The 12,862-nt window shown below is 68.4% G+C and carries 11 protein-coding genes; 6 read left to right on the top strand and 5 right to left on the bottom strand.

Features of this window, described 5'->3' with window-relative positions; genetic code table 11:
• Positions 1-215: 215 nt before the first annotated feature.
• Both ACZ6S6_RS32870 and ACZ6S6_RS32865 read right to left on the bottom strand, forming a co-directional pair.
• Positions 216-692, bottom strand: coding sequence for a hypothetical protein (locus ACZ6S6_RS32870; protein ID WP_469708530.1), 477 nt, complete (start codon positions 690-692; stop codon positions 216-218).
• A gap of 63 nt (positions 693-755) precedes the next feature.
• Positions 756-1,964, bottom strand: coding sequence for an MFS transporter (locus tag ACZ6S6_RS32865; RefSeq protein WP_469708528.1), 1,209 nt, complete (start codon positions 1,962-1,964; stop codon positions 756-758).
• A 159-nt stretch (positions 1,965-2,123) separates the two neighbouring features.
• Here ACZ6S6_RS32865 and ACZ6S6_RS32860 point away from each other — a divergent pair, with 159 nt between their 5' ends.
• Complete coding sequence (locus ACZ6S6_RS32860; RefSeq protein ID WP_362967012.1) at positions 2,124-2,753, top strand: TetR/AcrR family transcriptional regulator; 630 nt, start codon at positions 2,124-2,126, stop codon at positions 2,751-2,753.
• Positions 2,754-3,199: 446 nt separating this feature from the next.
• Positions 3,200-3,877 carry an SGNH/GDSL hydrolase family protein gene (locus ACZ6S6_RS32855; protein ID WP_362967010.1) on the top strand — a complete coding sequence of 226 codons (678 nt, stop codon included), beginning with the start codon at positions 3,200-3,202 and terminating at the stop codon, positions 3,875-3,877.
• A 113-nt stretch (positions 3,878-3,990) separates the two neighbouring features.
• Here ACZ6S6_RS32855 and ACZ6S6_RS32850 read toward each other — a convergent pair whose 3' ends face one another.
• The gene (locus ACZ6S6_RS32850) at positions 3,991-4,734 is read right to left on the bottom strand and encodes an AfsR/SARP family transcriptional regulator (RefSeq protein ID WP_362967008.1); all 744 of its coding nucleotides are present in this window, start codon (positions 4,732-4,734) and stop codon (positions 3,991-3,993) included.
• A gap of 399 nt (positions 4,735-5,133) precedes the next feature.
• On the opposite strand from ACZ6S6_RS32850, the gene ACZ6S6_RS32845 reads away from it, so the two are divergent.
• The gene (locus tag ACZ6S6_RS32845; RefSeq protein ID WP_362967006.1) at positions 5,134-5,817 is read left to right on the top strand and encodes a TetR/AcrR family transcriptional regulator; all 684 of its coding nucleotides are present in this window, start codon (positions 5,134-5,136) and stop codon (positions 5,815-5,817) included.
• A gap of 140 nt (positions 5,818-5,957) precedes the next feature.
• On the opposite strand, the gene ACZ6S6_RS32840 is transcribed toward ACZ6S6_RS32845, so the two are convergent.
• Both ACZ6S6_RS32840 and ACZ6S6_RS32835 read right to left on the bottom strand, forming a co-directional pair.
• Positions 5,958-7,415, bottom strand: a complete 1,458-nt coding sequence (locus ACZ6S6_RS32840; protein ID WP_362965658.1) for an MFS transporter — start codon at positions 7,413-7,415, stop codon at positions 5,958-5,960.
• A 169-nt stretch (positions 7,416-7,584) separates the two neighbouring features.
• A complete protein-coding gene (locus ACZ6S6_RS32835) occupies positions 7,585-9,120 on the bottom strand; it encodes a flavin-containing monooxygenase (protein WP_469708524.1) in 1,536 nt (511 codons plus the stop codon).
• Positions 9,121-9,333: 213 nt separating this feature from the next.
• Here ACZ6S6_RS32835 and ACZ6S6_RS32830 point away from each other — a divergent pair, with 213 nt between their 5' ends.
• From ACZ6S6_RS32830 to ACZ6S6_RS32820, 3 genes are read left to right on the top strand one after another with little or no spacing between them, the layout of a single operon-like run.
• Positions 9,334-10,896, top strand: coding sequence for a flavin-containing monooxygenase (locus ACZ6S6_RS32830; protein ID WP_362965654.1), 1,563 nt, complete (start codon positions 9,334-9,336; stop codon positions 10,894-10,896).
• Positions 10,893-11,756: an SDR family NAD(P)-dependent oxidoreductase gene (locus ACZ6S6_RS32825; RefSeq protein WP_362965652.1), complete on the top strand. Its 864-nt coding sequence runs from the start codon at positions 10,893-10,895 to the stop codon at positions 11,754-11,756. The genes ACZ6S6_RS32830 and ACZ6S6_RS32825 overlap by 4 nt, the downstream gene beginning before the upstream one ends.
• Positions 11,753-12,688, top strand: a complete 936-nt coding sequence (locus ACZ6S6_RS32820) for an alpha/beta fold hydrolase (RefSeq protein WP_469708521.1) — start codon at positions 11,753-11,755, stop codon at positions 12,686-12,688. Before ACZ6S6_RS32825 ends, ACZ6S6_RS32820 begins: the two co-directional genes overlap by 4 nt.
• Positions 12,689-12,862: the final 174 nt, after the last annotated feature.

Here is a 12,862-nt window from a genome sequence, read left to right as displayed (position 1 = left end):
GCCCGTCGGCGGCGTCGAGGCGCTCGGTGAGACAACTCGTCACCGCTCCGAGCCCGCACGGACTGACGAGGTTTCCACCGCGCTGAAGGTGCGGCGGGTCACGCTCAGCGAGCGGGACTCCGGCTGGACCGAGCCCGGCCGCCGGAGCAGTCGACTCCTCTCCTCGCAACTACCGCTGCATGACAGCGATTTGACGTCGCACTGAAAGCGCGAGGTCAGGTCCCGGGCAGGGTCTGCGCCAGCGCGTCACGGTGTCCCGGGATGTTCTGCGTGGTGCGCATGTCGATCAGAGCGGACCAGGCCAGGGTCGTGTCGCTCATGTACTCCCCGTTGCGATCGTGCATCCGGAGCTTGAGTTCGGCCTGGGCGTCCACCGCGGAGAAGGCCTCGAGCAGGGGGCGCAGTTCGGCCCAGTTGCGGCGGACGTTGTCGACGCGCTGTGCATGCGTGGTCGTGTTGATCATCAGTGTGATGCGGTCGGGGTCCATCGACGGCTGGTTGTCGACGGTGGCGGTGCGGCCGTTGATCTGGTCCCGTGCCGCGTTGGCGATGATCCGGTCGGCCAGGGCGATGTGGCACAGCCGCCAGTCGACATCGGCGCGCGCCGGGGCATCCATCGGCGTCTCATCGGTGGTGGCCTCGGCGTTGGCCAGCAGTTCTGCGTACACGGCGGCGAGGGTGGTGACATCCATGTGAGGTGGTCCGTTGTTCTCGAGAGGGAGGGCAGGGGGCAAGGGAACGCGGGCTCGTCCGTTTCAGGCGAGTTGGCGGGGCTTGCGGGCCAGCGCCAACGTGTCCAGCAGGCAGAGCGCGGCCACGACGGCGGCGAAGATCTGTACCGCGGTGAGCAGGCCGGTCGCGGTGGCCAGCAGGCCGACCCCGATGACGGGGACCCCGACACCGAGGTAGATGACGACGTAGAAGCTGGAGAGCACGTCCGCGTGGCGGTCTTTCGGGGCCACTCGGTTGATCTCGGTGATGCCGCCGAGGAAGGTCAGTCCCTGGCCGGCCCCGCCGACCACCGTGGAGACCAGCAGCAGCGGCAGGGAGGCGATGCCGCCGGCCACGGCGAGCAGGATCAGCCCCGTCGCGAGCAGGAGCAGACCGGTGATCTGGATACCGAGTGCCTGCCGGCCCGAGGCCGCGACCTGGGCGAGCACGGAGCAGGCGAGCATGAGGGCTACGGCGCCGCCCGCCAGGGCGAGGTTGTCGTTGCCGGACAGCTTGGTGACGTAGGTCGGCACCAGGGCGAGGAACAGTCCGATCACGGAGAAGGCCAGGAAGCCGGCCGTGCCGCTGGAGACGAACACCCCGCGCGCCGACGCGGGCAGGGAGGGGCGGCGGGGGCGCCACTTCGTCGTCGGCTGTGAGGTGGGCAGGGTGGCCATGGCGACGGCTGCCGGGATCAGCAGCGCGATCTCCACGACGAACGGCAGCACGTACGGCGAGGGGGCGTACTCGGCGAGCAGACCCGCGATCAGGGGGCCCGCGCCCAGGCCGCCGACCGAGGCGACGGTCGACACCAGGGCCGCCCGGCGCCGGTCGCCGCGCGGTTCGAGTTCGCTCAGTGCCGCGGTCAGTGCTCCGGAAGCGGCGCCCACGGCCAGTCCCTGCAGCAGGCGGGCGGCGAAGAGCCAGCCCACGCTGTCGGCGAGCGCGAAAACCAGCGAGCCGAGCGCGGCCAGCACCACGGCCGGCAGCAGCACCTTGCGCCGGCCGACGGAGTCGGAGAGCGGCCCCGCGATCAGCAGGGAGGGAATGAGGGAAGCCACGTACACCGCGAAGATCAGCGTCACCATCAGCGGGGAGAATCCGAACGACTGCTGGTATCCGCGGTACAGGGGAGTGGGCAGGTTCGTGCCGGTCAGCAGGAAGAGCAGCGTGTAAGCGGTCGCCCAGAAGCGGGCCGGGCTTGCCCCGGAGGCTTTGGCGCCGGCCGGAACTGCCAGTCGTTCCGTTGTCATCTCGTCCTCGAAGCTGTCGTGCGGGTGGATCGCGGCTCACGGAACCGCAACAATGACCGACGGTCAGTCAAGCAAATGACCGACGGTCAGTCAACATGCTGACCGACCGCCGGTCAGATATGCTGAGCGTTCAACGGCACAGCTGGAACGGAGGTGGGCATGCCGGCGAAGGCACGAAGGAAGCGGGTCACCAAGAGCCCCGACGACCGCAGGGATGACATTCTGCGCGCGGGGGAGAGGGTGTTCGGTGCGACGGGATTCGAGCGGGCCACCATCTCCGAACTCGCCGACGCCGCCGAAATCGGCAAGGGCACCTTCTACCTCTACTTCGAGTCGAAGGACCACCTGCTCGGCGCGATATGGGAGCGCTACGTCGATGCCATCGTCTCCACGGCGCAGGAGATCCTCGCCGAAAGCGCCGCCTGGTGGCCCACGATCGACCGGGTCATGACCGCACTGATCGGGCATGCCGTGAAGAACGCCGAGCTCCACCGGCTCGTCTACGGATCGGCGAACGCCAAAGCCCTGGAGCTGTGCCGCCAGGCCAACCAGCGCGCCATTGACCTGATGTGCGACTTCGTCGGACAGGGCACACGTGCCGGAGCGTTCCGGGCGCTCGATACCCGCCTGGCTTTCCGCATGGCCTACCACGCCGCGGACGGCCTGCTCGACGACCTCATCGCCCAGCACGAGACCGTCGACGAGACGCAAGTGACCGCAGCGGTACTCGAGTTGATGCATCGTGCTCTCGGCGATGCGGACTACGTCACCGAGGCGGGGAAGGCCTGACGCAAGGAATCCCTCAGCCGGCCGAAGGGTGGGCGGTGCGGCCCCGGCGGGGGCCGCACTGTGGTGCGTGGCGACGTCAGCAGCCCGACATGGCCGCCCTCGGTGTCAGGGCCGCCCAGGGCATCGATCGCACCGTCCCACTGATGCTCTGCCGGCGTGCCCAGGTCCGGGGATCCGGCCGGCTGCCGCAGGCCACGCACCAGCTCGTCCACGAGTTCGCGCGTCAGGTGCGGTACCGCGTACAGATGGACGTACGTCCGTTCCTCGCCGCCCTCGTAGACGGAGGGCGGGGGGCATGCGGAAGCGGACGATGCGCTCGGACGAGTTCCCTGACCTGTGTCGCGCTGGAAAGTTCTGACGCGCCTGTGCGGGGGCGAGAGGCCGGTCCAGGGAGCGTGCGTCACTCTCCTCTTGTCTTTACATACGCCCGTCCGTATTCTTTTCTCATGACCCTGGCGCAGCTCACCGAAGAGTCCGATCCGTACTGTCTGCAGTCCCTGGACGCGGCAGCGCTTCTGTTCGACGCTCCGTGGAGCCGATTCGCGGTGATCGGCGACAGTCTGTCGGCCGGCACCGGGGACCCGAGCCCCGGATACGCGGACGCGGGCTGGTCCGACAGATTCGCGGAGATCCTTCGCCGGGTGCGGCCGGATCTGAAGTACCTGAATACGGCCGAGATCGGCGCCACCACGGAGCAGACCCTCGACAATCAGATCGACGCAATGCTGGAGTTCGGACCGGACCTGGTGCACCTGCCGTGCGGGGCGAACGACATCGTGCGGCGGAAGCCGGACTTCGACGCGATCGAACAGCGGCTGCGGCGCATGTACGCCCTGGCATCCGGGACCGGGGCCCAGTTGACCACTTTCACCCTGGGCAGGGCCTATCTCATTCCGGCGTTCCCGGACTGGACGGAGCGAGTGGCGAGGGTCAACGGCATCACCCGTGCACTGGCCGCCGAGTACCGGGCCGTTGTCGTCGACATGTGGGACCACCCCGTCAACGCCCGGGAAGACCTGCTCAGCGAGGATCGCATCCACTTCTCGACCTCGGGGCAAGCGGTGATGGCGACCGAGATGGTCAAGGGGCTGGCGCAGGTGCTGAGCCGTACGGAACGGGACTGACCAACGGCCTCGTCTGCGACTGCCGGGGCGGCTGTCCCGGTTCGGCGACGGTGCGGCCGTCGCGGCGACCACATGGTCGCGCCGCGACGGCCGAATCGGCGTCCGGGGATCCCTTACCGCATGGCCCCGGTCATGATTCGTTCGCGCCGGGCGCCATTGCTCGAAGCGGGAATGAACCGGATGGTGGGATCGGATGCGGCCCGGAGTTCGGTGCCGGGCTTTATGCCAAGCTCCTGGCTCAGTACTCGCTCGGCACTGTTGTAGGCCTCGACTGCTTCGGCGTGCCTTCCCATACGTTGCAGCGCGATGATATGGCGCGCGCGCATCGATTCGTTCAGCGGGTCCTCAGAAATGAATTTTTGGGCGTTCAGGACGACCTTTTGGTTGCAATCGAGTTCCAGCCATGCGTTGATCAGTGTTTCCCGCGCGGCAGCCCGCCATTGGCGTAGATCATCGGCTGCCGTAGCCGCCATCGGGCCCTCCAGGGCGTCAAGCAGAGCGTCGCCCCGCCACAGGGAAAGCGCGTCCTTCAGGATGGTCGCGACGACGGAAGGGGTGCCGGGGGCCAGGTTCAGGGCACGCTCCACCAGGCTGACGAAACGGTGGGCGTCGACCGCCTCCCGATCGATGTTGAGCCGGTATCCGGAGTTGACCGTTTCCAGCAGGTCAGCACGTCCGCCATGCCGTTGGAGCCAGCGGCGCAGTCTGGCGACGTGGGCGTGCACCGCATTGACCGCGTCCCCCGTGGTCCGCATCAGATCCAGTTCTTCGATCAGCTCGTCACGGCGGACCTCGCCGTCGGCGCGGAGCGCGAGGATGGCGAGAATGCTTCTCAGCTTTGCCCCGCTCAGCACCACTTCAGTGCTTCTGAGCTCGACTCGCAGTGGTCCGAGGAGACCTATTCCAACGCTGATCACTGTGCACTTCCCTAAATCCAGGCGAGCAGGACACATCGGCGTGGCGCTTTCCCATAGAGTTTTCTATTGAACTAATTCTCCTTACGGCGACCAGATGTGATGCTAACGAGATGTGGCCCGCCTCCGCATCCCGCACGTTCGAGTAGGGGCCCTCTTGGCCTGCGGAAATGCGCCAACAGATGGCATTCGGCCAAAGGCCGAGGCTTGATCGTGTGTGGCTGACATCTTCTCCGCCGTAACCGAAAGAGGTATTTCTCGCCATTGGCGATTGCGGGGCCGCCGCAGAGATCCGCTGCTAGAACATGCCCTTATCCGGTCGAACAGGGTACGATCGACCGTATGGGCAGTACTGTGGAGTCGATCGCCTCCCGAACCGACGGCGCCGGATCGCGCGTGCCCCTGGCGCCGGAGGGGATTCAGCCGGAGGTCACGGACAAGCGTCTCCTGCGCGGCGCGCGGACGCGCAGGACGGTCCTGCGCCGGGCTGTCGACATCGCCTCGCTGGAGGGCCTCGGCGGAGTCAGTTTCGGTCGGCTCGCCGTCGATACGGGGCTCAGCAAGGCAGGGATTCAGACTCTCTTCAAAACGAAGGAGACCCTGCAGCTCGCAACCGTCGAGTTCGCGCGCGAGATGTTCATCGACGCAGTCATCCGCCCGGCGAGGGCGGCCCCCGCAGGCGTGGCCCGTCTGCGCGCACTGCTGGACTGCTGGGTGGTCTACGCCGAGACGCCCCTGTTCGCCGGCGGGTGTTTCAGGGTGGCGAATCTCGCCGAGTTCGACAGCCGGCCGGGGTCGGTCCATGACGCGCTGTTCCACGATCAGCGGGAGTGGCGCGAAGTCATCGCCACCGAGCTGCGCAAGGCTGTGGATTCCGGTGAGGTCGCCGGACTCGACGTCGAGCTCGCCGTCTTTCAGATCGATGCCCTGCTCTGCGCCGCCAACACGGCCCTGCAGTCGGGAGACGTGGAGGCCGTGGGCAAGGCCCGCCGCATCATCGACGGGATCCTCGCGACCCCGCGCTGACACCACCGCCCCGCTCCACGCGGTGCGTTCGCGGCCTTCGCACGCCGGTGCGGCGGACACATGGTCCGCCGCACCGGCGTGCGAAGGCTTTGCGCGAGGCGGCTCCAGCGGCCGGCCCCGTCGCCCCTACCCGTGCCTCGTCACTTGCCGGTCCTCGCCTGTTTGGGGAGCAGGAAGACAAGCGCGGACGCCAGAACCGCGATCCCGAACGTGGTGAGCGACGACATGGCGAAGGCGTGTCCCGCCGCGTCGACCTTCCCGCCGTCGGCAGGGTCGAACGAGTTGAAGAACACAGCACCGATCACGGCCACCCCGAGCGCTCCACCTACCTGCTGCGCGGTGGAAAGCGCCCCGGAGGCCATGCCCACGGTCTCCGCGGTGACCCTGCTGAGCACGGTGTTCAGGAGCGGCGTGATGAGCAGCCCGCCGCCGACGCTCTGCAGCATCAGGGTGGGAATCACCAGCAGCGGGGTCAGCCTCGGCCCGGAGAGCAGGACGACCGCGGTGGCCAGGTACCCGAGCGCCAGCACCACCGAGCCGACCTCCAGTACGCGACGGCCGTACTTCGGGACGAGGCGGCCGGCGATCAAGCTGAAGACGAAGAAGGTCACCGCGGCCGGCGTGTACACCAGGCCCGAGCCGAGCGCCGACATCCCGAGACCGTCCTGCATCGCGATAGACAGCGCGAGGTAGTACGAGGTCAGCAGCGCGTACACGGCGAGAACCAGGACGATTCCCAGTGAGAAGGACCGCTGGGAGAACAGGGCCAGCCGCATCAGCGGATCGCCGCCGCGCCGGTCGAGGTTCCGCTCCAGCACCACGAACAGGGCGAAGGCGGCGGCACTCGCCACGAAACAGGCCCACGTCCACCACGGCCACCCCTCCTCCCGCCCCTGGATCAGCGGGTAGGTGAGAAGCAGCAGCGCGGCGCTCAGGGCCGCCACGCCCGGGAAGTCCAGCTTGCGCGCGCCTGCGGAACGCGACTCCGGAACGAACTTCATGGCGAGGACGAGTGTGGCGATCCCGATCGGCACGTTGACCCAGAACACCGACCGCCAGTCGGTGCCGAACAGGTTCGCGCCGATCAGCAGGCCGCCGACGAGCTGCCCGCTGATGGTCGCCATGCCGATCACCATGCCCAGGACACCGAAGACGCGGGGGCGGCCCTTCTCGGGGACCGTGAGCGTGATGACGGCGAAGACCTGGGGGACCATCAGTGCCGCGCCCAGGCCTTGGGCGATGCGGGCGGCGATGAGGGTCCCGGGGCTCTGCGACATGGCGCAGGCGAGCGAGGACAGTGTGAAGAGCGCGGTGCCGATGACGAAGACACGCTTGCGCCCGTACAGGTCCGCGAGCCGGCCGCCGGTGATCATGAATACCGCGTAGCTCAGCTGGTAGCCCGCGAGGATCCACTGGAGCTGGCCGACGGTCGCTCCCAGATCGTCCTGGATCGCGGGGCCCGCCACGACGACGATGAACGAGTCGAGAATGGCCATGAACATGCCGACCATGACGGTCGACACGGTGGGCCAGGGCAGGGCGGGGCGGTCCTCCGGTGCCGCTGCGGTCGCGAGAACTTCTTCCTTGGCATTCGTCACGAATGCATCCCCTTCTCGTTGTTCACACACTCTGTGCCGGATGCGAAGACCGGGGCGCCGGGCAACACGGCCCGCCGGGCCCATGGGTCCGCTCCCGCCAGGGCCGCAGGTCCGAGCACGACAGTTGAGTGTACGCACGACCGTATGTGTACTGCAATCGGGCTTCAGCTCACTTGGAGTCAGTGGGTTGCGGGACAACGCGCAGCGGCCGCTTGCCGGCGTTGCTTGTCAGGTTGAACGCCAGCGGGTCGGGGCGCCGGGTGGCCCGCCAGTAGGACGTACCGGTTCCGGGCCAGGACTGACGGTTCTGCCCCTTGTCGTCCAGGAACCAGCTGTGGCAGCCGCCCGAGTTCCACACGGAGCCGGCGAGCCGGCGGTGCAGACGGCTGTTGAACGCGCGCTGGACCTCCGCGCGCACCTCCAGCCGGCTGGCCCGCCGCGTTCGCATCATGCGAAGGCACTCGACGATGTAATGGAGCTGCGCCTCGATGACGAAAAGGATCGACTGGGCGCCGCCGCCGGAATTGGGGCCCATCAACATGAACATGTTCGGAAATCCCGACACGGTCGTACCGAGGTGCGCGGTCATGCCGTCGCGCCACGCCTCCTGGATCGTCATCCCGTCCCGCCCCACGATGTGTTCGGTGGCGCAGCGGTTGTCCGTGGAGAACCCGGTCGCCAGGATCACCACGTCGGCTTCGTGGCTCTTCCCGTCCGCCGTCGTGAGTCCTGTCTTGGTGAACTCCGCGATGGGGGAGGTGATCAGATCGACGTCGGGGCGCTGGAGCGCGGGGTAGTAGTCGTTCGTCAGCAGGATGCGCTTGCACCCGATCTTGTAGTCCGGCGTCAGCTGCGCCCGGAGAAGGGGGTCCGTCACCTGCTTGGCGAGCATGCGCCGGGACGCCAGTTCGAGCAGCTTGACGAACTTCGGGTTGAGGAAGGCGAGCACCGGCACCTCGTGCGTCCAGTAGGCCGTGAGCCGGTACAACTGCTGGACGAACGGCAGAGCCTTGAAGAGCTTGCGTTCGAAGTCCTTCAGCGGCCGGTCGGCCTTCGGCAGCACCCAGTGCGCGTTGCGCTGGAAGACGTCGACATGGGCGGCCGTGCCGGCGATCTCCGGGATGAACTGCGCCGCGCTGGAGCCGGTACCGACGACCGCGACCCGCTTGCCCGTCAGGTCGACGGAATGGTCCCACTGCGCCGAGTGGAACATGGTCCCCTTGAACCTGCCCATGCCGGGCAGGTCCGGGATGTTGGGCTGGTGCAGTGCTCCATGGGCCAGGACGACGATCCGCGGCCGGTACTCCTGGCCCGACCGGGTCCGCACGGTCCACCGGTCGCTGTCCTCGTCGAACTCGTACGAGGTCGCCTCCGTGTTGAACCGGATGTGAGCCCCGACGCCACGGGCCTCCACGACGTGCTCGATGTAGTCCAGGATCTCCGGCTGCGCCGCGTACATGCGACTCCAACTGCGGTTGGGAGCGAAGGAGTAGGAGTACATGACGCTCGCTACGTCGCAGGCGCAGCCGGGGTAGGTGTTCTCCCGCCAGGTGCCGCCCACGCCGTCGGCCTTCTCCAGGATGACGAAGTCGGAATGTCCCGCGTCGAGCAGCTTCATTGCCATGCCGAGGCCGGCGAACCCCGTTCCCACGATCAGCACGTCCGGCGTTTCGACGGCCTCTGCTTGCGCCGGTGTGGAACCCATCAGATGTCTCCTTGCCTGCTCGGTCGATGAGGGAGCGGAATGCGCAGGACGTGACAGACGTCGAGGCAGCGATTTCGACGGCTCATCATCCGCAGACGCTCTGAAATCGCCCTGCCCTGTACGCAGGGTCACTTCAGGGGCATGTCAGAGCAGGTCTGGGAGTATCCGGGGGCCCACCGTCCGGGACAGACGCGACGGGAGATCTGATCCCCCTTGAGTGCTGAGAACCAGAGAGACAAGAACCCGAAGAAGACGGCGGACGTCCGGGGGAGAGCGTCCGAGAGGCCCGAGCCCCCGGCCCGGCCGCCCCGCCGCACACACGTCCTCATCATCGGAGGCGGCCTCGCGGGGCTCGCCGCCGCGATCCGCTTCCGGCGGGAAGGGTGGAACGACTTCCTGGTCCTGGAACGGGGCCACGACGTCGGCGGAACGTGGCGCGACAACACCTACCCCGGCGCAGCGTGCGACGTGCCGTCGCACCTCTACTCGTACTCCTTCGCCCTGAACCCGGAGTGGAGCCGTTCGTTCTCCGGGCAAGCGGAGATACAGGGCTATCTGACCCAGGTGGCCCGCCGGTACGGTCTGCGGGACAAGCACGTCTTCGGCTGCGAGGTGCTGAGCGCCAAGTGGGCCGAGGAGCACGCCCATTGGGAGGTCGAGACCTCCCGTGGCCACTTCGTGTCCGACATCCTGGTCGGCGGGTTCGGAGCGCTCTGTGAGCCGTCGCGGCCGGACATACCGGGGATCGGGGATTTCGCGGGCCAAGTCTTCCACTCCGCCCGGTGGGACCACGACGCCGACCTGACCGGCAAGCGGGTCGCGGTCGTAGGCACCGGCGCCTCCGCCATCCAGATAGTGCCCGCCATCGCGTCGAGCGTCGCCGAACTTCAGGTGTACCAGCGCACTGCGGCATGGGTCCTGCCCCGCATGGACCGCCGCTACTCCAGGATCGAACGCCTCGCGTGCAGATACGTGCCGGGCTACCAGCGGCTCGTCCGCTCGGGCATCTACTGGGCGCACGAGGCGCAGGCGATCGCCCTGGCGAAGCATCCCGTGCTGATGAAGCCGGTGGGGGTGCTCGCACGGGCGAGGCTGCGGCGGGAGATTCCCGACCCGCAGCTGCGCCGGCGGCTCACTCCGGACTACGGGATCGGGTGCAAACGGATTCTGCTGTCCAACACGTACCACCGCACCTTCCGGCAGGACCACGTCAAGCTCGTCACGTCGGGCATTGCCGAGGTACGCGAGAAGTCCGTGGTCACCGACGACGGCGCCGAGCACGATGTGGACGCCATCATCCTGGCCACCGGCTTCCACGTCACTGATTCGCCCACCTACCGCAAGCTCTTCGGGAAGGACGGCCGGAGCCTCGGCGACGTGTTCGACGAGGTGGGCCGCCAGTGCTACAAGGGCACGGCGATCGCGAACTTCCCCAACATGTTCCTGCTGGTCGGCCCCAACACCGGTCTCGGCCACAACTCCATGATCTTCATGATCGAGTCGCAGGTGAACTACCTGGCCGATGCGATCGCGACCATGAAGCGACGGAACCTGCGCTCGGTCGAGGTGCGCGCGGTGGCGCAGGAGAACTTCTCGCACGCGCTGCAGCGCAAGCTGTCGCGGACCATCTGGAACGTCGGCGGCTGCGCCAGCTGGTACCTGGACAAGCGCGGGGCCAACACCACGATGTGGCCGGGATTCTCATACGAGTTCCGCCGGATCACGCGGTTGTTCGACATCGACGCCTACCACGTCTCGACCGGAGGACCGGAATGAACAAGCAGTCGGACAGGAACAGTTTCGCCGGCAAGGTCCTTGTCATCACCGGCGCGGGATCGGGGATCGGCCGGGCGCTCGCCCTGCGTCTCGCCGGACTCGGCGCCGATCTCGCCCTGTCCGACATCGACGGCGACAGCGTCGAGGTGACAGCCGCGATGTGCGGCGAAGCCGGGGTGAGGGTGAAGACCGACGCGCTCGACGTGACCCAGCGGGAGAAGGTCCTGGCCTACGCCGACGACGTCCGTGCCCATTTCGGCACCGTCCATCAGGTATACAACAACGCGGGCATCGCCCACTACGGCGAGGTGACGCACGAGTCGTTCAAGGACATCGAACGCGTACTGGACGTCAACTTCTGGGGCGTGGTGAACATGACCAAAGCCTTTCTGCCTCATCTGATCGCGTCAGGCGACGGCCATGTCATCAACGTCTCCAGCCTCTTCGGACTGATCACCTATCCCGGACAGAGCGCCTACAACGCCTCCAAGTTCGCGACGCGCGGATTCACCGAGTGCCTGCGCCAGGAAATGCTGCTGTCCCGGCACCCGGTGCACGTGACCTGCGTACACCCCGGAGGCATCAAGACCGCGGTCGCCCGCAACGCCACTGCGTCCCGGGGACTCGACGCGGCCGGTATCGCGCGGGCCTTCGACAGGCGACTGGCGCTGCACAGTCCCGAGATGGCGGCGGACACCATAATCGCAGGGGTCCGCAGGCGCCGCGCGCGCGTTCTCGTGGGGGCGGAGGCCAAGGCGCTCGATCTGCTGGGCCGCGTCACGCCCTCGGGCTCCCAGCGGTTCGGCGCCTGGATGTCGCGCCTCATCAGGATCGCCCCGCGCCCGGGATCGACGGCATGAGGCCCCCACCGATGCTGCCGCTGCCGCTCGTCCGCGCGGCACTGCACCCGTTCTACCGGGCCACCTTCCACCACCGCATGCCGTGGCGGGCGCAGCGCGCCCTGCTGAACGCGGCCGCGAGATTGCAGCCCCTTCCGCCGGACACCTCGGTCGGCACACTGCTTCTCGGCGGCCGCCCGACCGAGCGGATCGACGTCGGAGCGGGGCCGGTCGCGGGGGCGGTGCTCTATCTGCACGGGGGCGGGTACACGGTGGGATCGCCTGCCTCGCACCGGTCGCTGGCCGCGCACCTCGCCCGGCACACAGGCCGTCCCGTCTACCTCCTCGACTACCGGCTGGCCCCCGAACACCCCTTCCCAGCCGCGCTGGAGGACACGCTCGCCTCGTTCGCCGCGCTGACGGCCACCGAGGGCCACGCCCCCGGATCGATCGTGCTGGCCGGAGACTCGGCGGGCGGCGCCATCGCGCTCGCCGCAGCGCAGCAACTGGTCGCCGGCCAGGGGCAGCGGCCATCCGCCCTCGCCCTGATCTCGCCGTGGGCGAACCCGGCGGAAGTGGCCGAACGGCGCCGCGACCTGGTGGTCAGCCGTCAGTGGGGCCTGGCCTGCGCCGCCGCCTATCTGGGCGACGGAGATCCGTCCGATCCCCGGTATGTTCCGCACGCGGGTCCGCTCGCCGGACTGCCGCCGACCTACCTCCACACCAACACCCGTGAGCTGCTGTACGGGCAGTGCCGGGACCTGGCGGTGTCCCTGCGGCGTTCGGGCGTGCCACTGCGCTACGTGGAGAGCCCCTCGCTGTGGCACGCGGCCCAGGCTCAGGCGGGATTGGTCCGGGAGGCCGCGGAGTCACTGCGCGACATCGCGGCCTTCCTCACCGAGAGCTGGTCGGCTGAACCATCCGCACCGCGAAAGCGGCCTTCCCAGACATGACGCTCCCGTCGTGGGGGGGGGGGGGGGGGCCGCCCGGCCCCGCCCCCCGCGGCCCCCCGGGGGCCCCGCGCCCCCCGCCGCGGGGGCGGCCCCCCCCCCCCCCCCCCCCCCCCCCCCCCCCCCCCCCCCCCCCCGCCCGCGGCCCGCCCCGGCCCCGCCCCCCCCCCCCCCCCC

Source organism: Streptomyces sp. NPDC048671, assembly GCF_055587045.1.
The sequence above is the reverse complement of the archived record's forward strand: the minus strand, read 5'-3'. Positions and strand labels throughout refer to the sequence as shown.

Coding starts and splice junctions, on each gene's coding strand:
- ACZ6S6_RS32870 (WP_469708530.1), bottom strand. CDS start 692: ATGGATGTCACCACCCTCGCCGCCGTGTACGCAGAACTGCTGGCCAAC.
- ACZ6S6_RS32865 (WP_469708528.1), bottom strand. CDS start 1,964: ATGACAACGGAACGACTGGCAGTTCCGGCCGGCGCCAAAGCCTCCGGG.
- ACZ6S6_RS32860 (WP_362967012.1), top strand. CDS start 2,124: ATGCCGGCGAAGGCACGAAGGAAGCGGGTCACCAAGAGCCCCGACGAC.
- ACZ6S6_RS32855 (WP_362967010.1), top strand. CDS start 3,200: ATGACCCTGGCGCAGCTCACCGAAGAGTCCGATCCGTACTGTCTGCAG.
- ACZ6S6_RS32845 (WP_362967006.1), top strand. CDS start 5,134: ATGGGCAGTACTGTGGAGTCGATCGCCTCCCGAACCGACGGCGCCGGA.
- ACZ6S6_RS32835 (WP_469708524.1), bottom strand. CDS start 9,120: ATGGGTTCCACACCGGCGCAAGCAGAGGCCGTCGAAACGCCGGACGTG.
- ACZ6S6_RS32825 (WP_362965652.1), top strand. CDS start 10,893: ATGAACAAGCAGTCGGACAGGAACAGTTTCGCCGGCAAGGTCCTTGTC.
- ACZ6S6_RS32820 (WP_469708521.1), top strand. CDS start 11,753: ATGAGGCCCCCACCGATGCTGCCGCTGCCGCTCGTCCGCGCGGCACTG.